We start from the raw sequence: 22,402 nt of genomic DNA, 5'->3' as shown, positions 1-22,402 counted from the left end.
AGAGGCTGACGGGGCTTTTTCTTCGCCTCCGGCGCAAAGTGTCCGGCGGGGTGCCGCGACACGGGGCGTCGAGAGTTGCGGATACAGGGGCACGGTCGATTCCTCCCAGCCGCGGGCATCCATTCTGGCGCAGAACTCCACGGCGTTGATGTACAGATTTCTGTACTAAATTACTTTGCTGAGGGCAAATGTTTCGTATTATGGCGCTGCAACAAAGTTTCGCACTGCAAAACGTTTGGCGGTCGGGTCGTCGGCCTTCGCTTCTGTTGGAGCTGAACGAAAGTGTTTCGACACATAAGTGCCGCCTTGCGTCGTTTAGTATCTCCAGACACAATGGTTCCGCGGATGTCGCCAGAGGGCATGTTGGACAAGGCCACCACCAGAAGAAATGCATCGCTTTCACAGGAGCGGGGGGCGGGGCGTATCGCGCGCAACCGGATGCGCATTGCCTGGATGTACTATGTAGAGGGCCTTACGCAGCACGAGATCGCGGAGCGCCTCGGCATCGGACGCGTGACAGTCGTGCGCAACATCAATGAGGCCATCCGCCAACGCGAGGTGAAGATCTGGATCGAGGGCGAAGTTTCCGAATGCTTCGCGCTGGAGGCTGAACTCAAGAACGCCTTTGGCTTCAAGGAGGCAGTGGTCGTGCCGGAACCCGTGCTGCCCGAAAACGTAACCAAGGCAATTGGCGTGGCGGCGGGCATGCATGTGTCCGACACGCTGTCCGACGACATGACGGTGGGTGTGGGCTGGGGGGCCACGCTCTACGAGTCGCTCGCGACGCTGGCGCCGCGCGATCTCGAGAACGTCCAGGTCATTTCGCTGCTGGGCGGCATCGTTCAGGCCCGTAAGTTCAATCCGGCTGAATTTGCCTGGCAGTTCGCCCGACTCATGGGCGCGGACTGCTATCTCTTTCAGGCGCCGGCGGTGGTCGACTCGCCCGAGACGCGCGAGGCGCTGATCGAGCGCTGTGGATTGCGCGACATTTTCCGGCGCGCCGAACGGCTCGATCTGGCGCTGCTCAGCGTCGGGACCATGGCGCCCGCCTCGACCGCCTTCCGCTTCAACCTCATCAGCGACGAGGAGCGGGTGGAGCTGCTCAGGAGGGGCGCCGTGGGCGACCTCCTTTTCAACTTTTATGACCGGCACGGGCAGCTCGTGGACCATCCAGTCAACCGCCGCATCATGTCGCTGCCGATCGAGCAATTGCGCAGCGTCCCCACGCGCATCATCGCCTCAGGCGGCAACGACAAGGTCGAGTGCCTGCTCGGAGCGATCAAGCTCATCAACTGCAACGTGCTCATCACCAACGAGGCGACGGCGCGAGAACTCCTTGTCAGGCGCGGCTGATCCCGCCTCACCGCCAACACACTCTTGCCGCGAAGCCCGTGTTTAAGGGTACACTAAACCATTGCAGTTCGAGAAAGGCCGGGCAGATGCGACATGCGCTTTTCCTTCTTCCCTTCCTCGCCGTGGCCCTTCCGGCCCACGCGGCGGAACAGATTTCAATCTCTTACCGTCTGGACGTGACCTCGGTCACCATGATGACGGCGAAGTTCGATCTTGATTTTTCCCCGGATGCCGTGCGGGCCAAGGCGCGGATCAAAAACAAGGGAATCAGCGAGTTGTTCTCGCAGTACAGTGCCAAGGTGATGATCGAGAGCAAAATTCGCGACGCGGAAATCCGCCCGGCGCAATTTCACTTGACCCGTGAGAAGCGCGACCGCACCAAGGAGACGCTTGTTTCCTGGAACGATGGCGGCAAGGTGAGCGTCGATCCCCCAGCCCATCGCAAGGCCGAGGTCCGCGCCAAGGTGGAGCAGGCGCTGACCGGCGACGTGGCTGACCCGATCACAGCCATCCTGCGGGTGGGGAGCAGCGGCGCCAATCCGTGTCCCTCGGTACAACTTGCCTTTGATGGGCAAAATGTTTTCCAACTCACGTTCCGTGATCTCGGGAAAGGCGAGGCCGAAGCGGGCAGTTACCGCGGACCGGTTCAGAACTGCGAAGTGCGGTGGTCTCCGATCGCCGGATCATCCGCTGAAAAGGGAGAGCCGGGCGAGGACTACAGGGTCGCTTTCGCTCCCGCCGGTACGCTGCCCAGCGGAAAAACCTTGTGGCTGCCGGTGTCGCTCACGGGATCGATCAAGGGCTTGCCATTCGAGGCCACGGTGACGAAGCTGGACACCGGCAGCGGGAAGGCGGCACAAGCCCCGGCTCAGGACTGAACCTGTCACGGCGCTTCGCACTTACGCAGTTGCGAGATGAAGGGCTTGCTTGTTTAGTGAATTTGTGATCAGTAAACATGATCGCTAAACACGTGACAGGCGCGCCATGGCTTTTTCCCTCGAGACGTTGCTCGACAAGGTCGCGGCGCGGGTCATCCTGGCAGCCGATGAACTGACGGCGCTCGATTCCGCCATTGGCGACGCCGACCATGGCCTGAACATGCGGCGCGGCTTCGAGGCGGTGCTGGCCGAGAAGCCGGTGATCCTGGGGAAGCCCTTGGGCGATGCGCTCAAGACAGCTGGCATGACGCTGGTGATGAAGGTGGGCGGCGCATCGGGCCCGCTCTACGGGACGCTGTTCATGACCCTCGGCAGGGAGCTTCCGGAAGAGCCGGGACTGGCAGACCTGGCACGGGCCATGGAGGCGGCCGTCGTGGCGCTCAAGGCGCGTGGCAAGGCCGACCTCAACAACAAGACCATGCTGGACGTGCTGGGTCCGGTGGCGGCGCATCTCGCCGGCGGCACGGCGAGCTTCGACAGCGTCAGGGCCCTGGCGGCGCAAAGCGCCAAGGCCACCATTCCGATGAAAGCCATCCGCGGGCGCGCCTCTTTCCTCGGCGAGCGATCGATCGGTCACATGGATCCTGGTGCGCGCTCGAGCCAGATCATGATCGAAGCCGTCTGCGATGTACTCGAGGGCCGCTCATGACCGTCGGCATCGTGATCGTGTCGCATTCGCCCGATGTCGCCAAGGGAGCAGCGGACATGGTGCGCCAGATGGTCGGCAGCGAGGTGCCGCTCGCCTTCTGCGGCGGCAACCCCGATGGCGGGCTCGGCACCAGCGTGGAGAAGATCCTCACAGCCATAGACGCAGCCTGGTCGGAGGACGGCGTCGCAATCCTTGTCGATCTCGGAGGGGCTGAGACGAACAGCGAGATGGCAATCGAGATGCTTCCCGCGGAGCGGCAGCCCAAGATCGTGATCTGCAATGCACCGGTTGTCGAGGGGGCGGTGATGGCTGCGACCGAAGCATGGGGCGGCGGCTCGCTCAGCGATGTCAAGCGCACCGCCGAGGAGCTCTCCCCGCAATGAGCGAGGCAGCGGCAGGATCGGTGGTGATCACCCATGACGTGGGTCTCCATGCGCGGCCTTCGGTGAAGCTCACCAAGCTTGCCAAGGGCTATGCATCGGCGATCGAGATCGCGGGCTCGCCCGAAGGCCCCTGGATTGATGCCAAGAGCATCGTCAAGGTGATGGCCATGAAGGCGAAGCAGAACGCCACGCTGTTCGTGCGTGCCTCCGGGGCGGACGCCGAGGCGGCGGTCACTGCCGTCATCGGCCTTGTCCGCCGCGATTTCGACGAAGCCGGCGATGGGCACTAGCTTTCGGGGCAACAGCGCTTCCGACGGGCTGTTCATGGGCCCAGTGCGAAGGCTCGAGGCTGCTTCGGAAGGCCGAAGGCATTCCGGCAGTCCCGAGAATGAACGATCCGCCTTGAAGCTCGCCATCACCGCCGCTGCAGAGGACCTTACGGCGCTGATGGCGCGCATCGACGAGCAGGCGCAGGATATCGTCGGCTTTCAGATCGCCATGCTCGAAGACGATGCACTCACGGCGCCCGCGCTGATGGCCATCGATGCCGGCGCTGCGGCGTCGGAGGCGTGGTCTGCTGTGATGGATGGTGAAATCGCAGGCTACGAGTTGGCCGAGGACGAGTACTTCCGCGCCCGCGCCGCCGACCTGAGGGACATTCGCGACCGCGTGCTGCGACACCTGACTGGCGGGACTGTGCCTCAGGATAGAAGAGGCGCGGTGCTGGCAGGCGACGACGTAGCACCTACGGACTTTCTCGAAACGGACTGGAGTGAAGGCGGAGCCATCGCGCTCTCCCGCGGCAGTGCCACGAGCCATGTTGCCATGCTGGCCCGCGCGCGCGGCATTCCAATGGTCGTGGGCTTGGGCGACGGCGCCTTCGCGAAAGCCGGGACGCTGATCGTCGATGGGCATCGAGGCGTCGTGGTGGCAGACCCAGATCCCCGGGAACTCGAGCTTTACCGGGCGGAACTGGAAAGTGAAAATCGCCTTCGCGCCGCCGAAGAGCGTTTCCGTGCCCGGCCTGCCCGACGCAAGAACGGCACGCGAATCGATGTCTTGATCAATGTCGCGAGCGTCGAGGAACTCGACCACATCGACCCGGCAAGCTGTGACGGCATCGGCCTCATGCGCTCGGAATTCCTGTTCCGCGACGGCGCCCCCTTGCCAGGCCAGGACACCCAGTATCACAGCTACCGCCGGCTTCTCGACTGGGCGGGTGAGAAGCCGGTGACGGTCCGCACCCTCGACATCGGCGGCGACAAACCGATTCGGGGCCTCACTCCGGAGGGCGAGTCCAATCCCTTCCTGGGGCTTCGCGGCATACGCCTGACACTTGCGCATGAGGGCGTGTTCCGCACCCAGTTGCGGGCGCTGGCGCGTGCCGCGGTTCACGGAAACCTCAAGGTCATGATCCCGATGGTGACGGTGCCGCAGGAGCTCGCACGCTCCGCTGCGCTCCTAAGCTCCTGCGTGGCGGAACTCGAGCGCGAAGGGATAGACTACCGGATGCCGCCCCTCGGCATCATGGTGGAAGTTCCCGCCGTCGCTGTTTCACCTGAACTGTTCGGCAAGGCGGACTTCTTCTCGATCGGCTCCAACGACCTCACGCAATATGTCACTGCCTCATCGCGGGATGATGCGCGAGTCGCGGCGCTCAACGACCCGTCCCACCCCGCTGTGCTCAGACTGATCGCGGAGGTCGCCCGGTTTGGCCGCGAGTCCGGAATTCCGGTGAGCCTGTGCGGCGACATGGCAAGCGAGCCGCGCCATCTCGCGGCCCTGCTCGAGGCTGGCATCGCCTCGCTCTCTGTGGCGCCTTCACGCATCGGCCGCATCAAGGCGGCCCTCGCGGAGCTCTGAAATGAGCGCGGGAGGATCCGCCCCTGACGCGGTCTCAGCCTACAAGCGCATGCTTTCAGCAATCCTCGACATGCGGCCCTCCGGCACCAGGCAGAGGCTGGCCGGTGCGTTGGCGAAGAACCGCAGTTTCGTGAGTCAGATCACCAATCCCGCCTATCCGACGCCGATCCCTGCCACGCACCTCGAACAGATTTTCGAGGTCTGCCACTTCTCGGCCGCCGAACGGAAGGACTTCCTGACGCTCTATGCCACGGCACATCCCAAGAAGCGCTTGGCGGAGCCGGCGCGGAACGCCACGTTTTCAGTTGAGCTGCCGGATCTCGGCAGCGTGGCACGAAACAGGAGACTGCACGGCCTGGTCAGCGGTTTCGTGCGGGAGATTGCCAGGCTGATCGACGAGGAGAGGGAAGAAGGAAGAGGGCGATGAAGAAGCTCATCAATGATGTCTCGAACGTGCTGACCGAGAGCCTCGACGGCTTCGCGGCGGCCCATGCCGGCATCGTGACGCTCGGGGCGGAGCACAAGTTTGTGCAGCGCAAAGTGCTGAAGCCGGGAAAGGTGGCGCTGGTTTCCGGGGGCGGTTCCGGGCATGAGCCGCTGCATGCAGGGTTCGTGGGCCATGGAATGCTGGATGCGGCATGCCCCGGCCAGGTCTTCACATCGCCGACGCCCGACCAGATGATCGCAGCGGCGGAGGCCGTGGACACGGGGGCGGGCCTGCTCTTCATCGTGAAGAACTACGAAGGCGATGTCATGAACTTCGACATGGCGCGCGAGATGAGCGGGCGAATGATTGAGACGGTGATCACGGATGACGATGTCGCCGTCGAGAACTCGCTCTATACGACCGGCCGGCGCGGCGTTGCCGGAACGCTGGTCGTCGAGAAGGTCGTCGGCGCCGCAGCAGAGCAGGGCGCCGACCTCAGGGCACTGAAGGAACTGGGCGATCGGGTAAACGGCGCCACGCGCTCGATGGGTGTCGCGCTGACGAGTTGCACCGTGCCCGCGGCGGGAAAACCCACCTTTGAAATTGGGGAAGACGAAATGGAGATGGGTGTCGGCATTCACGGTGAGCCCGGCCGCCGCCGCGTGGCGCTGCGGGCCGCCAACGAGATCGCCGAAGAAATGGTTGCTGCAATCGCGGGCGATCTCGCGAGGGGTGGCAACGCTCTGCTCTTCGTCAACGGCTTCGGCGGCTCGCCGGCCATGGAGCTCTACCTCATGTACCATGCCGCTGCGGCTCAGCTCGCGAAGCACGGCATCACGCCGGTGCGCTCGCTCGTGGGCAACTACGTCACCTCGCTCGACATGGCGGGCTGTTCGATCACCGTCACGCTCCTCGACGAGGAGATGGCAAAGGGCTGGGATGCGCCAGTCCATACGCCAGCGCTGCGCTGGGGCATGTAAGGCGGTTCAGGACTTTCCACCGAGGAGGTTGGCGATGGAGAAGGCCTGCTGCAGCTGTTCCTCCGTCATCAATCCCTCGGAGAGCACCACGTCGCGGATGCTGCGGCGGGACTTCAGCGCCTCCTTGGCCACATGGCTCGCGGCTGAATATCCGATATAGGGATTGAGTGCCGTCACGGTGACGAGCGAACCTTCGAGGAGTTCGAGGCAACGCTCGCGGTCAGCCTCGATGCCGACGATGCACTTCTCGCGCAGCACCGTCATGCCGCGGATCAGCATGCGCATCGACTGCATGATGTTGAGCACGATCACCGGTTCCATGGCATTGAGCTGAAGCTGGCCGGCCTCCGCCGCGAGGGTGACGGTCAGGTCGTTGCCGATCACCTGATAGGCGATCTGGTTGACGACTTCCGGAATGACGGGATTGACCTTGCCGGGCATGATGGAAGATCCCGCCTGGACTGCAGGAAGCCTGATCTCCCCCAGACCGGCACGCGGGCCGGAATTCAGCAGGCGGAGATCGTTACAGATCTTCGAGAGCTTCACGGCAATTCGCTTCAGCACGCTTGAGAAGGTGACGAAGGCGCCGAGATCGGAAGTCGCCTCGATCAGGTCGGCGGCGGCGATGAGCGGAACGCCGGATACCTCCGCCAGATTGCGGATCACCCGCTCGGAATATCCTTCGGGCGTGTTGATACCGGTACCGATGGCCGTGCCGCCGAGATTGACCTCACGGAGCAGGCTGGCGAATTCCTTCAGCCGATCGATGTCCTCGCCCACCGTGACAGCGAAGGCGCGAAACTCGGAGCCGAGGCGCATCGGCACGGCATCCATCAGCTGCGTGCGGCCCACCTTGATGACGTCCTCGAATTCGGCGGCCTTGGCCATGAGCGCGTCCTTGAGGAGACGCTGGGTTTCGATCAGTGCCGGACAGGCGCGGAGCACGGTCAGGCGCACGGCCGTGGGGTAGACGTCATTCGTCGACTGCGACAGGTTCACGTGATCGTTGGGGTTCACCGCCGCATAATCGCCGCGCGGCCGGCCGATAAGCTTCAGGGCAATGTTCGCGACCACCTCGTTGGCGTTCATGTTGGTGGAGGTGCCGGCGCCGCCCTGCAGCATGTCCACCACAAAATGCTCATGCCCGTCGCCGGCAATGATGAGGTCGCAGGCGGAGACGATGGCGGATGCAATCTCGGGCTTGAGGCTGCCGAAATCCCTGTTCGCCAGGGCCGCGGCCTTCTTCACCATGGCCAGCGACTCGATCAGTTCCGGGAAATGCGACAGGGTGATGCCTGTGATCGGAAAGTTCGCGACCGCACGGGCCGTGTGAATTCCGTAGTCGGCGTCGGCGGGAATTTCCATTTCGCCGATCGAATCGCGTTCCGTCCGGGTGCGTCGCATGTCCTCTCTCCGTCAGCGTCGGCGGCCGGGGGAGATTGCCGGTGCCGAATCATGGCCTATAGTGCACCCCCAGACCGGTATCTGCTCTACAAAGACGGAATTCGGACAAAACACAACTGCAAGGACTCAACGATGGACCGCCGCAATTTCATCCGATCGGCCGGAATCGCCGCCGCCGCAGCGCCCGCCCTCGCCGCACCCGCAATCGCCCAATCCGCCCCCGAGATCAAATGGCGGCTGACCTCGAGCTTCCCGAAGGCGCTCGAGACGTTGTTCACGACCGCCGAGAACTTCAGCAGATACGTCGCGGAGGCCACCGACAATCGTTTCCAGATCCAGGTTTTCCCGGCGGGCGAAATCGCCCCGGCGCTCGAGGCGGCAAACGAGGTGAGCAAGGGCTCGATCGAGATGTGCCAGACGGCGAGCTATTATTACTGGGGCAAGGACCCGACCTTCGCCTTCGGAACGGCGGTGCCCTTCGGCCTCAATGCACGCCAGCAGAATGCCTGGATGTATTTCGGCGGCGGCATGGAACTGATGAACGAATTCTACGCGACGCACAATCTCGTTGCCTTCCCCTCAGGCAACACGGGCGCCCAGATGGGGGGCTGGTTCCGCAAGGAGATCAATACTCTCGATGATCTCAAGGGTCTGAAGTTTCGCATCGCCGGCTTCGGCGGGCAGGTGATCTCGAGGCTTGGCGTCGTGCCGCAGCAGCTGGCAGGGGCCGATGTCTACCCCGCACTCGAGAAGGGCACGATAGACGCCACCGAGTTCGTCGGCCCCGCGGATGACGAGAAGCTCGGCCTCTACAAGGTTGCAAAATTCTACTACTATCCCGGCTGGTGGGAGGGCGGCGCCATGCTGCACACCATGATCAACCTCGAGAAGTGGAACGAGCTGCCGAAATCCTACCAGGCTATCGTGCAGGCCGGCTGCAAGGCCGCCAACGGCGACATGCTGGCGAGCTATGACCAGAAGAATCCCGGCGCCATCAAGCGGCTCGTCGCCAATGGCGCGGTGCTGCGGCCATTTCCGCAGGAGGTGATGGCGGCCTGCTTCGACGCGGCGAAGGAGTCCTATGCGGAGATCGGCGCGCAGAACGCGGCCTTCAAGAGGATCCACGATGCCATGATGGCCTTCCGCGGCGACGCCTTCCTTTGGCAGCAGGTGTCGGAGGCGACCTACGACAACTTCATGATGGCGCAGCAGCGCAAGAAGCAGCTCTGAACTTTGAATGCAGTAGGGCCCTGTTCTGGGGCCCTTCTTCACTCGAACACGGGCGGTGGAGGTATTCCGCCATCTTCCGAGCCAGGTTCCCCGGTGCCCTCGGTGGGAATCTGGATGTCGATGGTGGCGGGGTCGACCGCGGGCGGTTTCTCGGTGATGGCGAGGCCGGGAAAGGCCAACACCAGGAGAATCATGATCACCTGCAGCAGGATGAATATCATGGCGCCGCGATAGATCTGCGTCGTGCTGATTGCTGCGATCCTGGCACCGCTGACCTTATCGGTATAGGGCACGGCGGGAGCCACAGAGCGCATGTAGAACAGGGCGAAGCCGAAGGGCGGCGTCAGAAAGCTCGTCTGCAGGTTCATGGCGAGGATCACCCCGAACCAGACGAGATCGATGCCGAGCGCGGAGGCGACCGGCGCCAGCAGCGGCACGACGATGAAGGCGATCTCGAAGAAGTCGAGAAAACAGCCGAGGATGAAGACGAGAAGATTGACGGCGATGAGGAAGCCGAGGACTCCGCCCGGCAGGCCCAGGAAGAGCTCCTCCACCCAGACATGGCCGTTGATGCCGTAGAAGGTGAGCGAGAAAATCCGGCTGCCGATGAGGATGAAGATCACGAAGCAGGAGAGCCTGACCGTCGCATCCAGCGCATCGCTGAGGAGCCCGTAGCTCAGGCGTTGGCGCGCGAGGGCGAGCAGGAGGGCGCCCGCAGCCCCCATGGCGCCGCCTTCGGTCGGCGTGGCAATGCCGAGGAATATGGTGCCCAGCACGAGAAAGATGAGTGCCAGCGGAGGCACCAGCACGAGCGTCACGCGCTGCGCCAAGTCGCTAAGGACGCCCAGGCGCAGCCCGCGGTCGGCGAGAGCCACGAGATAGGCGGCTCCCACTCCGATGCAGGCCGCCCAGATCCCGCTTCCATCACCGGGGTCTTCGGCGAGCAGAAGCCGTGCAGCGAAGGCGAGAGCGGTGGATGCCGCAATGAGGACAAGGAGCGGCATCGGGCTTCCCGACAGTGTCCGGGCGCTGGCAGGAAGCGCTGGCATGCGTTCCGGCCGGACCATGGCCAGCACCGCGACATAGACGCAGTAGAGAGCGGTGAGGAGCAGGCCGGGGATGAGCGCCCCCGCATACATGTCGCCGACGGAACGGCCAAGCTGGTCCGCCAGCACGATGAGCACGAGCGAGGGTGGAATGATCTGGGCCAGCGTTCCCGACGCCGCGATGACGCCGGTGGCGAGTGGGCGGTCGTAGCCGTATCGGAGCATGATCGGCAGCGAGATGAGGCCCATGGCGATCACCGATGCGGCGATCACGCCCGTCGTGGCGGCAAGGAGAGCTCCGACGAGGATGACCGCGAAGGCCAGCCCGCCGCGCACCGGCCCGAAGAGCTGGCCCACCGTGTCGAGCAGGTCTTCCGCCATCCCGGACTTCTCGAGAACGATACCCATGAAGGTGAAGAAGGGAATGGCGAGAAGCGTCTCGTTCCGCATCACGTCGAGAATGCGGCCGGGCAATGTCTGCAGCAACGGCCAGGAGAGCGAGATCTCGTTTGAAAAGGGCGAAAGCTCGACGGCGATGAGGAAGAACAGGAGCCCGTTGGCGGCGAGCGCGAAGGCCACGGGATAGCCCAGCAGCAGAAGCCCCACAAGCGCCACGAACATCACTGGCGCCAGGTTGTGGGCGAGGAGATCGATCATTCGTTGTGTCCCCCGGCGGGAGTCGTATCCGCCGGATCATGCCCGTGCAGCGCCTCGGGGGTTGGTTCATGAATAATGCCCGCAAGCACGAGCGCACGCTTGATGACCTCCGAAACCATCTGCAGTACCAGCAGAAGCATGCCGGCGAAGATCAGGAACTTGGCTGGCCAGACGGGGAGGCCCCCCGCATTGCTCGATGCTTCTCCCTCCCTGAAACTGTCGACGAAATAGGGTGCGGAAAGCCAGAGCAGGATGATGGCAAAGGGACCGAGAATGAAAAGATGACCGAAGAGGTCAATGATGTCGCGCTTGCGCTTGGAGAAGCGGCTCGAGAGCACGTCGATCCGCACATGGGCGTTTTTCTGAAGCGTATAAGCTGCCGCCAGCATGAATGCTGCCCCGAAGAGCAGCCACTGCAGCTCCAGCCAGGCGTTGGAGCTCGTGTCGAAGGCCTTGCGCAGAACGGAGTTGGCGGCAGAGACGACGATGGCCAGGAGGATCAGCCAGCGCACCTGCCGGCCCAGAAATGCCGTGACGGCATCGATCACCCGGCTCAGGCCCAGCAAGGCTACACCCATGTCTTTCCCTGAGGTCCCGTTGACCGGCACATTCGTTCTGGCGCAGAGATTAGGGGGAGGACGGCAATCCAAACAAGGGGCAAAGATGCAGCTTCAGATCAGGCCCGACGGCCGCCAGTCGGAAACGGCGGCAATGATTCAGCGCGGCGTGGCCCGTCTGCTCCGCGCCTCGGGCCTAGCCGTTCTGCCCGAATTCACGCTGGCCTCGGGCCGGCGGGCAGACCTCATCGGTATCGGCGGTGGAGGCGAGATCTGGATCGTCGAAATCAAGTCCTCGCGCGAGGATTTTCTGTGCGACAGCAAATGGCCGGAATACCGAACCTATTGCGACCGGCTGTTCTTCGCCATACCGACCACCGTCGAGCCGGAACTCATGCCGCCCGACGCGGGCCTCATCATTGCCGACAGCTGGGGGGCCGAAATCCTGCGCCACCCCGAGGCCGAAAGCCTGCATGGATCGCGCCGCCGCGCGGTGACGCTCGCCTTCGCGCGGGCCGCCGCCCTGAGGCTGCAGGGTCTCCACGATCCGCTGGCAGGCAGTCTCTGAGCTATTTCGGCGCGCGCTTGGCCAGGATGCGCTGCAGGGTGCGCCGGTGCATGTTGAGCCGCCGCGCCGTCTCCGACACATTGCGGTTGCAGAGCTCGTAGACGCGCTGGATGTGCTCCCAGCGCACGCGGTCGGCGGACATGGGATTGTCCGGAAGTGCGGCACGGCTGTCGGTATCGCCCACCAAAGCACCATAAACGGCGTCGGCATCCGCCGGCTTCGCCAGGTAATCGATGGCGCCGAGCTTCACAGCGGTGACCGCCGTGGCGATGTTGCCATAGCCGGTCAGCACCACGGCGCGGGCATCAGGTCTCGCCTGGTGCAGGGCCTCGATCACGTCGAGGCCGTTGCCGTCGCCCAGGCGGAGGTCCACCACGGCGAAGGAGGGTGCGGCGCGCTTCACATGCGCAACACCTTCGGCGACCGACTCCGCCACCAGCACTTCGAAACCCCGCGCTTCCATGGCACGGGCGAGCCGCGTGAGGAAAGGCTTGTCGTCGTCGACGAGCAGCAATGTCTTTTCGGCGGGTAGTGCGGCGTTTGTCATCAAGCCTGACCTGACCAGCGTTCACTTGATCCTGCCCCGCTCTCTAGCCCCTCAGGCCAGCGGGTTCAATGACTTGCAATACGAGCAGAGGCCTTGCCGAGATCAATGAGGCGGCGCGGCCAGACAACGTGCACGACGGCACCGTGTTCCGGCGTCGGCCGGTTGGCCAGCGACACCGAGGCGCCGGAGCGCTCGAGCAGGGTCTTTGCGATGAAGAAGCCAAGACCCATGCCTTCGTGGCGCCCGGGCTCCCCGCTCTCCTCGCCATAGCCGGGCCTCGTCGTGACGAAAGGGTCGCCGAGGCGGTCGAAGATGTTTTCGTGGAAGCCGGGGCCGTCGTCGCGGACCGTGATCGACACCTGCTGCGGCGTCCAGCGTGCCTCCACCTCGACACGGCTTGCAGCGAAGTCCACGGCATTCTCCAGAAGATTGCCGAGGCCATAGGTGATGGCCGGGTTGCGCCGGAATACCGGCTCCTCGTCCAGCGCCTTGTCGTCCGCATCAGCCGAACTCGCCACCGCGATTACCACGTCCGAGCCGCGCAGGGGCGCCACCAAATCCTCGATCATCACCAGGACACGCGTGCGCTGGTACATCTCGTCAGTCTGGGCCTCTCGGCTGGAGAGGCGCGCCAGGATCTCGCGGCAGCGGGCCGTCTGGCTGATGAGGAGGTCGATGTCTTCGGTGTGCGGATCGCCGGGGGCTAGCTCGCGCTTCAGTTCCTTGGCGACGAGCGCGATGGTGGCGAGCGGCGTTCCCAGCTCGTGGGCCGCGGCTGCGGCCAGGCCGTCGAGAGCCGAAAGCCTCTGTTCGCGTGCCAGCACCAGTTCGGTCGCCGACAATGCCGCCGACATCTGGCGTGCCTCGTCCGCGATTCGGCGCGCATAGATGGCCGAAAACACGACGCCGCACATGATAGCCGCCCACATGCCGGCGGTGTAGACCTCCGGCAGTTCGAACGGCTCCCCCGGGACCCAGGGCAACGGCAGATGACGAAAGGCAAGGAATGTCGCACAGGCGAAAGCCAGGAGGCCCAGCCACAGGGTCCAGCGCATCGAGAGCGAGGTGGCGGAAATCGTCACCGGCACCAGGAACAGGAACGAGAAGGGGTTCTCGAGCCCGCCGGTGAGATAGAGCAGGACGGCAAGTTGAAGCACGTCATAGACGAGCAGCAGGCCGGCATGGGTCTCGTGCAGCCGGACGCTCTTGCCCCACCGGATCGTAAGAAAGATGTTGAGCCATGCGCTAAGCGCAATTGCGGCGAGACAGGATGCGAGAGGGAGAGGAAATCCCAGCACGTAGTGCACGCCCAGAACCGCTCCCGCCTGGCCCACGACGGCAAGCCAGCGCAGGCGCACCAGGGTTCTAAGGCGAAGCATACCGAGTTCGGCGTCGCTCGCCGCCGTTGCCGGGATGCTGGCGAAATCCTGTGGCGTGCGGTCCATGATCAGCAACGGTGCTGTTGAGCTATGCACATTCTACGCTTATGTGTCTGCAGAAAGGAAGAAAAAGCCCGATGCCGCGTCGTTCCCTCCTGATCCTCGCCACTGTCCTGCTCGTCATTGCCGCAGGCCTGGCGGGCTATGCGTGGATGTCGCGCCAAGTTGCGGGTCCGGCGTCCACGGGCACGGCGCTTGTGGGCGGGCCCTTCACACTCACCGACCAGAATGGCCGCCGCGTCACCGAAAAAGACTTTCACGGCAAGTACATGCTCGTCTTCTTCGGATACACCTACTGCCCCGACATCTGCCCGACGGAACTCCAAGTCATGATGGCGGCACTGGACCAGATGGGAACTGAGGCAGAGAAGATCCAGCCGATCTTCGTGTCGGTAGACCCCGCCCGGGATACGCCCGATGTCATGAAGTCCTATGTCGAGAATTTCGGTCCCCGGCTCGTCGGCCTCACCGGCAGCCCCGAGGAGGTCGCCGCCGCCGCCAAGGCCTACCGGGTCTACTACGCCAGGTCGGGCAACACGGCTTCCACCGAGGACTATCTGGTGGACCATTCCAGCATCATCTATCTGATGGGTCCGGACGGTCGCTTCGTGAAGCACTTCACCTACACCACGGACGCGGCAAAGCTCGCGTCGGAACTTAAGGAAGCCACAGGCACTTCCCTCTAAAGTCGAAGGAAATCAGCGGTTGCCCGGATTCCGGGGACTTGCTACCGTCAGATGTTCACGCGGGGCTGCAGGTTGTGCTCTATTATCTCTACGAAATGAACCATGCTGCATTGGCGCCCTGGCGTGCCATGGCGGATGCCGGAATCACGTTCTGGAGGAGCCCGGTTAACCCACTCTCCTCGACACAACTTGGGCGTTCCTGGGCAGCCTCGCTGGAGTTGTTCGAGCGCACCACCCGCCGCTACGGCAAGCCCGAGTTCGGTATCGCCGATACCATCGTGGGCGACGACCTCGTGGCCGTTGAGGAAGTGGAGGTGCAGGCAAAACCCTTTTGCCGGCTCGTGAACTTCCGTAAGATGTGGGCGCGAAAGACGAAGCAGCACAAGATGCTGATCGTTGCGCCAATGTCGGGCCACTATGCCACGCTGTTGCGGGGCACGGTTGAAGCGATGCTGCCGCACTACGACACCTACATCACCGATTGGGTCGATGCCCGCACGGTGCCGGTGCTCGAAGGCTCCTTCGACCTTGACGATTATGTCGACTACGTGACGGAGTTCCTCCGGCATCTCGGGCCGAATACGAGCGTGATGGCCGTCTGCCAGCCCTCCGTCCCGGTGCTGGCTGCCGTCTCGCTGATGAATGCTGCGAAGGACCCCTGCGCGCCTTCCACCATGATCCTCATGGGCGGCCCCATCGACACGCGGCGAAATCCCACCGCGGTGAACCGCCTCGCCCAGGAAAAGGGCGCGGAGTGGTTCCGCAACAACGTGATCATGAAGGTTCCTGCCCCGCACGCGGGAATGATGCGCGACGTCTACCCGGGCTTTCTGCAGCTCGGCGGCTTCATGACCATGAACCTCGACAGGCACATCGACGCACATCGCGAGCTCTTCTGGCACCTGATCGAGGGGGACGGCGATTCCGCGGAGAAGCACCGCGAGTTCTACGATGAATACATGTCGGTGATGGACCTCACTGCCGAATTCTACCTCCAGACGGTGGAGAAGGTTTTCGTCAACCACGACCTTCCCAAGGGCACGCTCACCCACCGCAACCTGCGCGTCGACCCATCGAAGGTTACCGCCACCGCACTGATGACAATTGAAGGCGAGCGCGACGATATCTCCGGCGTTGGTCAGACGGAGGCTGCGCATGACCTCTGCTCCAGCCTTCCCAAAGAGAAGAAGCTTCACCACCTGCAGCCCGGCGTCGGGCATTATGGCGTGTTCAACGGCTCGCGGTTCCGCAAAGAAATCGTTCCGCGAATCGTCGAGTTCGTGAATAAGAACGCCGATGATCGGACTGCTCAGAAGCCTGCAACGAACGGTCGCGCCAAGACCGCTTGAGCCCTCCCGCATAAGAGTGGGCGACGAGGTGCTGGAGGTCGTGTTCCGGCGTCACGCCCAGGCCCGCCGCCTGGTCCTGAGGCTCAATTCCACCGGCACCGGGGTGCTGGTTACGGTGCCGAAGGGCGTATCGCGCGGCAGGGCGCTGGACTTCACCGAGCGCTCCCGCTCCTGGATCGAAGAGAGGGTGAGAAGCCGCGGCGGTCTCATCCACCTGACTCCGGGGCATATCCTGCCGCTCCGGGGGATCGCGCACGAAATCCGGCATGTCGAAAGCCGCAGGGGGCTGGTCACGGTCGATCCGGTGCGCGGCCTCATTCATGTGCCGGGAGAACCGGAGCATGTGAAGCGCCGCCTCCTGGACTTCCTGAGGGCCGCCGCGCGCGAGGATCTGGCGAAAGCTTCCGAGCGCTATGCGACCTTGATGGGTGTGCGCTACCGCCGCATCACCATCCGCGACCAGAGGAGCCGATGGGGTTCCTGCTCGGCAAACGGGGATCTCTCCTATTCCTGGCGGCTCATCCTCGCGCCGGATTATGTGCTCGACTATGTGGCGGCCCATGAGGTGGCACATCTCAGGCACCTCGACCACAGCCCGCGCTTCTGGCGGCTGTTGCTCACCCATTGCGCCGGCGCCGCGAAGGCGAAGAACTGGCTGAGGGCGCATGGTCAGGAGGTCCATCGCATCGTCACCTGAGGGTCAAGGCGCGGGGGGAATCCCTTCAGCGATCGCCGCGCGCCCGCCGCCGGCGCTCCTCCTCAGTCATTGGCCCGCGGCGGCGGCGGGGTTCGTCCGGCTCGAAGAGATGCGGGCGCGAGATTGCTCCGAAGAGCATCTCGAAGAGACCGCGCCGCTCAGCCTGCCGCGGTTCCTCGAAGCGCGGGGATTCCTCGGCCGCGCCGGCATCATACAAGACTTCCGAGATGGTCGAGGGCTCCTGCGAGGCGATCAGCGGTTCGCCGGGCAAAGGCCGCGGAGTCAGACCGCGATGCGCGGGCTCCATCACCATGCGCCAGATTTCCGCCGGCATGTGGCCGCCGGTGACCCGCTTGGTCGGCCTGTTGTCGTCATTTCCGACCCACACGCCCGCGATGAGATCGCTTGTGTAGCCGATGAACCATGCATCGCGGTAATCCTGGCTGGTGCCGGTCTTTCCCGCGATATCGAAGCCGGGGAAGGCCGCGCGCGTGCCGGTGCCTTCCGTGACGACGAGCCGCAGCATGCGGTTCATGTCAGCGAGGTGGTGATCCGCGACAGCCTGCGGGAAGCCCGAACCATTGCGCTCATAAACCACTTTTCCGTCCCGGGTGAGTATGCGCGTCACCGCGAACGGCGCCACGGGGTAGCCCCCGTTCGAGAATGGCACATAGGCCGCCGTGATTTCGAGAAGCGTCACCTCGGAGGTTCCGAGGGCGAGCGATGCGTCCTGGCCGAGCGGCGAGGTGATGCCGAGACGATGGGCGACGGAGGCCACTGTCTGTGGTCCCAGCCGTGCGGCGAGTTTCGCGGCCACGGTGTTGAGCGACAGGGCAAGGGCCGTCTCGAGCGTCACCGGCCCCAAGTATTTCTTGCGGTAGTTCTCGGGCCGCCAGTTGCCGATCTGCACGGGTTCGTCGATCTCGACGGAGTTTGGGGTGAAGCCTTCCTCGAGCGCCGCCAGGAACACGAAAGGCTTGAAGGCGGAACCAGGCTGGCGCTTGGCTTTGGCGGCACGGTTGAACTGGCTCTTCTTGTAGGACTTTCCTCCGACCAAGGCGAGGACGGCGCCGCCGCCGTCCATGACCACAACAGCGCCCTCGCCGGCCTGCAGCTTCGCACCTGCGGTGCTCAGCGCCTTGCGAAGCTCCGCCTCCGCCTGGGCCTGCAGCACGGGATCAATCGTCGTCTCCACCACGAGGGACTGCTCATAGTCCCGCACGAAATCTGGCAGCTGTTCCTTCACCCAGTCGACCACGTAGTGCTTGGCCGAAGCGAAGGGCTGCGATTTCACTTCGGCGGGCCTGTCCGCGATCTCGGCGGCCTGTTCGGGCGTGATGAAGCCCGCTTCGGCCATGCTCTGCAGGACGAGGCGCGCGCGCTCGGCGGCGGCCTCCGGGTTGCTCGCCGGATTGCTGGCGCTCGGCGCCTTCAGGACGCCCGCCAGAGTGGCCGCTTCGGCGATGTCGATCTCCGAGGCGGACTTCTGGAAATAGGTTCGTGCCGCCTTCTCGATTCCCGTGGCGCCGGAACCGAAATAGACGCGGTTCAGATAAAGCTGGAGAATCTCGTCCTTGGTGAAGTGGTTCTCGAGCCAGACGGCAAGCACGATCTCCTGGAGCTTGCGCTCGATCGTGCGGTCAGGATTCAGGAACAGGTTCTTCGCGAGCTGCTGCGTCAGGGTGGAACCGCCCTGCACCACGCGGCCGGCACGGTAATTGGCGAAGACCGCCCGCAAGAGGCCCAGAGGGTCCACGCCGTAATGGCTATAGAAACGGCGGTCCTCGATGGCGATGACGGCATTGGGCACATAGTCCGGAAGCTCCGCCAGCCGGACGTCATCGCCGTTGAACGAGCCCTGCTCGGCGAGGACGGAGCCGTCCGAGGCGAGGATCAGGATCCCTGGATCCCGCTCCGGAATTTGCAGGAGGCCATTCTGGCTGAGGCTGAACCAAATGTAGAAGAACAGCGCCGCCAGTCCGGCAGCGCCGATCAAGAACAGCGCGAAAGTGAACCGCAAAAGCCTCCATATCAGTGGCGGCCGGTGGCGCCTCGCTGTCCTTGAACCCGTGTTGCGGCTGCCGCTCTTCCGGGTACGGCCAGTGAAGAGCTGCGGTTCCGCCCGCTGCTTTCCCCGGCCTTGCTTGTTCGAGCGATTCGACCCCATGATCCCCGGCACTTCCCCTCAAGCGCGAAGAACGAGTATCCGCCGGAGAAGTTGCCGGTTTCCGAAAGAATCATGGTGCAAAGATGGCCCGCTGGGGGCCCCCGGCTACATCATGGCGCCGACGTGCCAGGGCACATATTCGTTGTCCCCATAGCCGAGTTCCTCCGACTTGGTGCGCTCGCCCGATGCAACCCTGAGCATCATTTCGAAGATCTCCCGCCCCTTCTCCTCGATCGGAACGCCATCGAGTATGTCGCCGCAATTGATGTCCATGTCGTCGATCATGCGCCGGTAGATATCGGAATTGGTGGCGAGCTTGATCGAGGGAACGGGCTTGCAGCCATAGGCGGAGCCGCGGCCGGTGGTAAAACACAGGAGATTGGCGCCTCCCGCAACCTGGCCGGTCGCTGCCACCGGATCGTATCCGGGCGTATCCATGAATACGAAACCCTTGCCAGTGACGGGCTCGGCATAGCGGTAGACGTGGCGGAGCGTGGTCGAGCCGCCCTTGGCAGCGGCACCCAGCGATTTCTCGAGGATGGTGGTGAGGCCGCCCAGCTTGTTGCCCGGGGAGGGATTGTTGTTCATCTCCATATTGTTGCGCCGGGTGTAATCTTCCCACCACTTGATGATCTCGACGAGCTTCTCGCCCACTTCGCGGTTTGCCGCCCGGCGGGTGAGAAGGTGTTCCGCGCCATAGATTTCCGGCGTCTCGGAGAGAATGCCAGTGCCGCCATGCCGGACGAGAATGTCGACTGCGGCACCCAGCGCCGGATTTGCCGTGATCCCGGAATAGCCGTCCGAGCCGCCGCATTGCAGCGCCACGACGAGTTCCGATGCGTGGCAGGTCTCCCGCTTGACAGCGTTGACGTGCGGCAGCATCTCGCGGATCGCCGCCACGCCTGCCGCAACTGTCTTCCGCGTTCCGCCGGTTTCCTGAATCGTCATGGTGCGAAACACCTCGCTCTCCACCACGCCGTAGGCCTCTTTGAAGCGCGGAATCTGGAAGCCCTCGCAGCCGAGGCCCACCATGAGAACGCCGCCCATGTTCGGGTTGGTTGCATAGCCCCAGGCGGTGCGCTTCAGGATGTCGAAGATGGCGCCGCGGTAGTCGATGACGCAGCCATTGTCCATCTTGAGCGCCACGATGCCGTCGATATTGGGATAGTCTTCCAGCATGCCGGAGCGCTTCACCTCCTCGGCGATGAAGCCGGCAACGGTCGCCGAGCAGTTCACGGAGGTCAGCACCCCAATATAGTTCCGGGTGCCGATCTTGCCATTGGCCCGGCGGATGCCCTGGAAGGTCGCCTGCTTTTCGATCGGAAGGATGTCCTCCGGCCTCGCATTCTCGGCGAAGGCATAGTCGCGGTCGAAATCATGCATGCCGGTGTTATGCTCGTGCACCCAGGCACCCTTGGCGATGTCCTGCTTCGCGAAACCGATGATCTGTCCGAATTTCCGAACAGCCTCGCCCGCACGGATCTCCGCCGCCGCCATCTTGTGACCCTTGCCGATGCGGTCCAGCGCGGTGATCTCTTCCGGAGCCGGGGCCCCCTTGTCCACCGTGTCGATGGCGACGAGGACGTTGTCCTGCGGCGACAGGCGGAGCATGCGGGGCTGCTTGGGTACGGTCGCGATCATGGCGGGTCTCTCTCTGACGTTGCAGGGCTTGCCCGCCCCGCGAATATAGCTAACATGTTAGCATGCCGAGTGCCGCCGTCACCTATGATTTTCTGAACTCCGTCCGTAGCACTGCCAAGGGCGGGGCCACGGCCCGGGTGCATGCGGCACTTCGAGAGGCAATCGTCCAACTCGACCTCAAGCCTGGCGAGTTCCTCGACAAGCAGGCGATTGCCGGCCGGATGGGAGTTTCCCGCTTTCCAGTGGGCGAGGCAATGAATCGGCTGGCAGCCGAGGGCCTGGTCGACATCATCCCGCAGAGCGGGTCGCGCGTGGCGCTCATCAAGATCTCCGACACGCGAGAAAACATGTTCCTGAGGCGCGCCCTCGAAGTGGAGACGGTGCGGACCGTGGCTTTCGATGTCCCCGCCGAACTGGTGGATCAGCTGAGGAGCAACCTCCTTTATCAGCGGGCGGCAATCGAGGCTCAGGACCTCAAGGGTTTTCACGGCTTCGATCTCGCCTTTCACGCCGCGCTCATGGACCGGCTCGGCTTTGAACGGGTGCGCAACGCCGCGGAAACCGCGAGACTCGGTCTGGACCGCGTCAGGCGATTGCTCAACACCCGCCGCCGTCTCGAACATACGCTGGAAGAACACCAAGCCATCGTCGCCGCCATCGAGACGGGCGATGGCGATGCTGCTGGCCGTGCCATGCATGCCCACCTCGATGCCGTGCTCGCAGAACTCGAATCCTTCGCGCGGGAAAATCCCGAACTATTTGCAGACCTCAACGCCATGGGAGACAGACCGTCATGAAGAAGCGCAAGTTCAAGGCGCCCTCGGGAGAAACGATCAGCTTCACCGAACTCGGCTTCGGCGCCGCGCCGATTGGCAATCTCTACCGGGCGGTGGACCCGGAAGAGGCGCAGAGGACGCTGGAGGCTGCATGGAAGGCGGGAATCCGTTACTATGATACGGCTCCGCTCTATGGTCTCGGCCTGTCGGAGACGCGGCTCAACCGCTTTCTCTATGGCAAGAAGCGCAAGGATTATGTGCTGTCCACCAAGGTGGGCCGGGTACTCGAGGTGTGCGATCCGAAGGAGCGCACCGGCATCGGCAAGTTCTTTGACACGCCGTCACGGAAGGAGCGTTACGACTACAGCTACGACGGCGTCATGCGCTCGATCGAATTCTCCTTCGAACGGCTGGGCGTCGATTCGATCGACATCATCTTCGCTCATGACGTGGACGTCTTCACCCACAAGTCCGAAGAGGTGCGCGACGCCCACATGAAAACGCTCATGCAGGGTGGCTACAAGGCTCTCCGAAAGCTGCGTGACGAGAAGGTCATCAAGGCCATCGGTGCGGGTGTCAACGAATGGCAGGCCTGCGAGATGCTGGCGCGCGCCGGAGATTTCGACGTCTTCCTGCTCGCGGGGCGCTACACGCTGCTCGAACAGGAGGCGCTGGAATCATTCCTCCCGCTGTGCGAGGAGCGTGGCATCGGCATCGTTCTGGGAGGCCCCTATAATTCCGGCATTCTCGCCGTCGGTGCGAAGCCCGGCGCCTGCTACAACTACGATCCGGCGCCGAAGCACATACTCGAGCGCGTGGCGAAGATCGAGGCGGTGTGCAGGCGACACAAGGTGAAGCTGGCGCAGGCGGCATTGCGCTTCCCGCTGCATCATCCGCAGGTCGTCAGCGTCATCCCGGGCGGGGCGAGCCCTCGGGAAGTGGCGCTCAACGCAGCCACCATGGACGTCAACCTGCCCAGAGCGCTGTGGAAGGAGCTGAAAGCCGAGGGACTGCTGCGACAGGATGCGCCGGTTCCGCGCTAGCC

The 22,402-nt window shown here is 63.7% G+C and carries 22 protein-coding genes; 15 read left to right on the top strand and 7 right to left on the bottom strand.

Annotated features, from left to right (window positions below; translation table 11 throughout):
• Positions 1-453 precede the first annotated feature (453 nt).
• The 8 genes from ACK4HL_RS02590 to dhaK all read left to right on the top strand — a co-directional run bounded on the left by ACK4HL_RS02590 (position 454) and on the right by dhaK (position 6,593).
• Positions 454-1,353, top strand: coding sequence for a sugar-binding transcriptional regulator (locus tag ACK4HL_RS02590; RefSeq protein WP_409756443.1), 900 nt, complete (start codon positions 454-456; stop codon positions 1,351-1,353).
• A gap of 86 nt (positions 1,354-1,439) precedes the next feature.
• Entirely contained in the window at positions 1,440-2,231 is a 792-nt protein-coding gene (locus tag ACK4HL_RS02585; RefSeq protein ID WP_409756441.1) for a DUF3108 domain-containing protein, read from the top strand.
• Between the two features lie 106 nt (positions 2,232-2,337).
• A complete protein-coding gene (gene dhaL, locus ACK4HL_RS02580; protein WP_409756439.1) occupies positions 2,338-2,940 on the top strand; it encodes a dihydroxyacetone kinase subunit DhaL in 603 nt (200 codons plus the stop codon).
• The gene (gene dhaM, locus ACK4HL_RS02575; RefSeq protein WP_409756437.1) at positions 2,937-3,323 is read left to right on the top strand and encodes a dihydroxyacetone kinase phosphoryl donor subunit DhaM; all 387 of its coding nucleotides are present in this window, start codon (positions 2,937-2,939) and stop codon (positions 3,321-3,323) included. The genes dhaL and dhaM overlap by 4 nt, the downstream gene beginning before the upstream one ends.
• On the top strand, positions 3,320-3,613 hold the full coding sequence (locus tag ACK4HL_RS02570; RefSeq protein WP_409756435.1) for an HPr family phosphocarrier protein: 294 nt from the start codon (positions 3,320-3,322) through the stop codon (positions 3,611-3,613). The genes dhaM and ACK4HL_RS02570 overlap by 4 nt, the downstream gene beginning before the upstream one ends.
• Positions 3,603-5,186: a phosphoenolpyruvate--protein phosphotransferase gene (ptsP, locus tag ACK4HL_RS02565; protein ID WP_409756433.1), complete on the top strand. Its 1,584-nt coding sequence runs from the start codon at positions 3,603-3,605 to the stop codon at positions 5,184-5,186. The genes ACK4HL_RS02570 and ptsP overlap by 11 nt, the downstream gene beginning before the upstream one ends.
• A gap of 1 nt (position 5,187) precedes the next feature.
• Positions 5,188-5,613, top strand: a complete 426-nt coding sequence (locus ACK4HL_RS02560) for a hypothetical protein (protein WP_409756431.1) — start codon at positions 5,188-5,190, stop codon at positions 5,611-5,613.
• Entirely contained in the window at positions 5,610-6,593 is a 984-nt protein-coding gene (gene dhaK / locus ACK4HL_RS02555; protein WP_409756429.1) for a dihydroxyacetone kinase subunit DhaK, read from the top strand. Before ACK4HL_RS02560 ends, dhaK begins: the two co-directional genes overlap by 4 nt.
• Before the next feature lie 6 nt (positions 6,594-6,599).
• On the opposite strand, the gene ACK4HL_RS02550 is transcribed toward dhaK, so the two are convergent.
• Positions 6,600-7,997 (bottom strand): aspartate ammonia-lyase, encoded by a 1,398-nt coding sequence (locus ACK4HL_RS02550; RefSeq protein ID WP_409756427.1) that lies wholly within the window; start codon positions 7,995-7,997, stop codon positions 6,600-6,602.
• Between the two features lie 132 nt (positions 7,998-8,129).
• Here ACK4HL_RS02550 and ACK4HL_RS02545 point away from each other — a divergent pair, with 132 nt between their 5' ends.
• Complete coding sequence (locus ACK4HL_RS02545; RefSeq protein ID WP_409756425.1) at positions 8,130-9,227, top strand: TRAP transporter substrate-binding protein; 1,098 nt, start codon at positions 8,130-8,132, stop codon at positions 9,225-9,227.
• 38 nt (positions 9,228-9,265) lie between these two features.
• Here ACK4HL_RS02545 and ACK4HL_RS02540 read toward each other — a convergent pair whose 3' ends face one another.
• Together ACK4HL_RS02540 and ACK4HL_RS02535 are read right to left on the bottom strand one after the other, a co-directional pair.
• Positions 9,266-10,930, bottom strand: coding sequence for a TRAP transporter large permease subunit (locus tag ACK4HL_RS02540; protein WP_409756423.1), 1,665 nt, complete (start codon positions 10,928-10,930; stop codon positions 9,266-9,268).
• Positions 10,927-11,508, bottom strand: coding sequence for a TRAP transporter small permease subunit (locus ACK4HL_RS02535; RefSeq protein WP_409756421.1), 582 nt, complete (start codon positions 11,506-11,508; stop codon positions 10,927-10,929). Before ACK4HL_RS02535 ends, ACK4HL_RS02540 begins: the two co-directional genes overlap by 4 nt.
• A gap of 85 nt (positions 11,509-11,593) precedes the next feature.
• Here ACK4HL_RS02535 and ACK4HL_RS02530 point away from each other — a divergent pair, with 85 nt between their 5' ends.
• Entirely contained in the window at positions 11,594-12,055 is a 462-nt protein-coding gene (locus ACK4HL_RS02530; protein ID WP_409756419.1) for an MmcB family DNA repair protein, read from the top strand.
• Position 12,056: 1 nt separating this feature from the next.
• Here the strand turns inward: ACK4HL_RS02530 and ACK4HL_RS02525 are convergent, their stop codons facing one another.
• Positions 12,057-12,602 (bottom strand): ActR/PrrA/RegA family redox response regulator transcription factor, encoded by a 546-nt coding sequence (locus ACK4HL_RS02525; protein WP_409756417.1) that lies wholly within the window; start codon positions 12,600-12,602, stop codon positions 12,057-12,059.
• A gap of 65 nt (positions 12,603-12,667) precedes the next feature.
• Positions 12,668-14,047, bottom strand: a complete 1,380-nt coding sequence (locus ACK4HL_RS02520) for an ActS/PrrB/RegB family redox-sensitive histidine kinase (protein ID WP_409756415.1) — start codon at positions 14,045-14,047, stop codon at positions 12,668-12,670.
• Between the two features lie 71 nt (positions 14,048-14,118).
• Here ACK4HL_RS02520 and ACK4HL_RS02515 point away from each other — a divergent pair, with 71 nt between their 5' ends.
• The 3 genes from ACK4HL_RS02515 (at position 14,119) to ACK4HL_RS02505 (ending at position 16,773) form a co-directional block, all read left to right on the top strand.
• A complete protein-coding gene (locus ACK4HL_RS02515; RefSeq protein WP_409756413.1) occupies positions 14,119-14,727 on the top strand; it encodes an SCO family protein in 609 nt (202 codons plus the stop codon).
• A gap of 74 nt (positions 14,728-14,801) precedes the next feature.
• Positions 14,802-16,076 carry a polyhydroxyalkanoate depolymerase gene (locus ACK4HL_RS02510; protein WP_409756562.1) on the top strand — a complete coding sequence of 425 codons (1,275 nt, stop codon included), beginning with the start codon at positions 14,802-14,804 and terminating at the stop codon, positions 16,074-16,076.
• A complete protein-coding gene (locus ACK4HL_RS02505; RefSeq protein ID WP_409756411.1) occupies positions 16,024-16,773 on the top strand; it encodes a M48 family metallopeptidase in 750 nt (249 codons plus the stop codon). Before ACK4HL_RS02510 ends, ACK4HL_RS02505 begins: the two co-directional genes overlap by 53 nt.
• Before the next feature lie 25 nt (positions 16,774-16,798).
• Here ACK4HL_RS02505 and ACK4HL_RS02500 read toward each other — a convergent pair whose 3' ends face one another.
• Positions 16,799-18,769, bottom strand: coding sequence for a transglycosylase domain-containing protein (locus ACK4HL_RS02500; RefSeq protein WP_409756409.1), 1,971 nt, complete (start codon positions 18,767-18,769; stop codon positions 16,799-16,801).
• Positions 18,770-19,045: 276 nt separating this feature from the next.
• Entirely contained in the window at positions 19,046-20,581 is a 1,536-nt protein-coding gene (locus ACK4HL_RS02495; protein ID WP_409756407.1) for a UxaA family hydrolase, read from the bottom strand.
• A 62-nt stretch (positions 20,582-20,643) separates the two neighbouring features.
• Between ACK4HL_RS02495 and ACK4HL_RS02490 the strand changes: the two genes are divergently transcribed.
• Together ACK4HL_RS02490 and ACK4HL_RS02485 are read left to right on the top strand one after the other, a co-directional pair.
• Complete coding sequence (locus tag ACK4HL_RS02490) at positions 20,644-21,378, top strand: GntR family transcriptional regulator (protein ID WP_409756405.1); 735 nt, start codon at positions 20,644-20,646, stop codon at positions 21,376-21,378.
• A complete protein-coding gene (locus tag ACK4HL_RS02485) occupies positions 21,375-22,400 on the top strand; it encodes an aldo/keto reductase (protein ID WP_409756403.1) in 1,026 nt (341 codons plus the stop codon). Before ACK4HL_RS02490 ends, ACK4HL_RS02485 begins: the two co-directional genes overlap by 4 nt.
• Positions 22,401-22,402 lie beyond the last annotated feature (2 nt).

It is taken from the genome of Aestuariivirga sp., from assembly GCF_046294715.1.
GTDB lineage: Bacteria > Pseudomonadota > Alphaproteobacteria > Rhizobiales > Aestuariivirgaceae > Aestuariivirga.
This window is presented reverse-complemented; position numbering and strand designations above follow the sequence as displayed.

Bases quoted from the DNA above. Each gene is read 5' to 3' on its own strand.
- ACK4HL_RS02560 (WP_409756431.1), top strand. From the start codon at position 5,188: ATGAGCGCGGGAGGATCCGCCCCTGACGCGGTCTCAGCCTACAAGCGC.
- ACK4HL_RS02590 (WP_409756443.1), top strand. From the start codon at position 454: ATGTACTATGTAGAGGGCCTTACGCAGCACGAGATCGCGGAGCGCCTC.
- ACK4HL_RS02545 (WP_409756425.1), top strand. From the start codon at position 8,130: ATGGACCGCCGCAATTTCATCCGATCGGCCGGAATCGCCGCCGCCGCA.
- ACK4HL_RS02495 (WP_409756407.1), bottom strand. From the start codon at position 20,581: ATGATCGCGACCGTACCCAAGCAGCCCCGCATGCTCCGCCTGTCGCCG.
- ACK4HL_RS02530 (WP_409756419.1), top strand. From the start codon at position 11,594: ATGCAGCTTCAGATCAGGCCCGACGGCCGCCAGTCGGAAACGGCGGCA.
- ACK4HL_RS02520 (WP_409756415.1), bottom strand. From the start codon at position 14,047: ATGGACCGCACGCCACAGGATTTCGCCAGCATCCCGGCAACGGCGGCG.
- dhaK (WP_409756429.1), top strand. From the start codon at position 5,610: ATGAAGAAGCTCATCAATGATGTCTCGAACGTGCTGACCGAGAGCCTC.
- ACK4HL_RS02585 (WP_409756441.1), top strand. From the start codon at position 1,440: ATGCGACATGCGCTTTTCCTTCTTCCCTTCCTCGCCGTGGCCCTTCCG.
- ACK4HL_RS02485 (WP_409756403.1), top strand. From the start codon at position 21,375: ATGAAGAAGCGCAAGTTCAAGGCGCCCTCGGGAGAAACGATCAGCTTC.
- ACK4HL_RS02490 (WP_409756405.1), top strand. From the start codon at position 20,644: ATGCCGAGTGCCGCCGTCACCTATGATTTTCTGAACTCCGTCCGTAGC.
- ACK4HL_RS02570 (WP_409756435.1), top strand. From the start codon at position 3,320: ATGAGCGAGGCAGCGGCAGGATCGGTGGTGATCACCCATGACGTGGGT.
- dhaL (WP_409756439.1), top strand. From the start codon at position 2,338: ATGGCTTTTTCCCTCGAGACGTTGCTCGACAAGGTCGCGGCGCGGGTC.
- ACK4HL_RS02540 (WP_409756423.1), bottom strand. From the start codon at position 10,930: ATGATCGATCTCCTCGCCCACAACCTGGCGCCAGTGATGTTCGTGGCG.
- ACK4HL_RS02505 (WP_409756411.1), top strand. From the start codon at position 16,024: ATGATCGGACTGCTCAGAAGCCTGCAACGAACGGTCGCGCCAAGACCG.
- dhaM (WP_409756437.1), top strand. From the start codon at position 2,937: ATGACCGTCGGCATCGTGATCGTGTCGCATTCGCCCGATGTCGCCAAG.
- ACK4HL_RS02550 (WP_409756427.1), bottom strand. From the start codon at position 7,997: ATGCGACGCACCCGGACGGAACGCGATTCGATCGGCGAAATGGAAATT.
- ACK4HL_RS02525 (WP_409756417.1), bottom strand. From the start codon at position 12,602: ATGACAAACGCCGCACTACCCGCCGAAAAGACATTGCTGCTCGTCGAC.
- ACK4HL_RS02535 (WP_409756421.1), bottom strand. From the start codon at position 11,508: ATGGGTGTAGCCTTGCTGGGCCTGAGCCGGGTGATCGATGCCGTCACG.
- ptsP (WP_409756433.1), top strand. From the start codon at position 3,603: ATGGGCACTAGCTTTCGGGGCAACAGCGCTTCCGACGGGCTGTTCATG.
- ACK4HL_RS02515 (WP_409756413.1), top strand. From the start codon at position 14,119: ATGCCGCGTCGTTCCCTCCTGATCCTCGCCACTGTCCTGCTCGTCATT.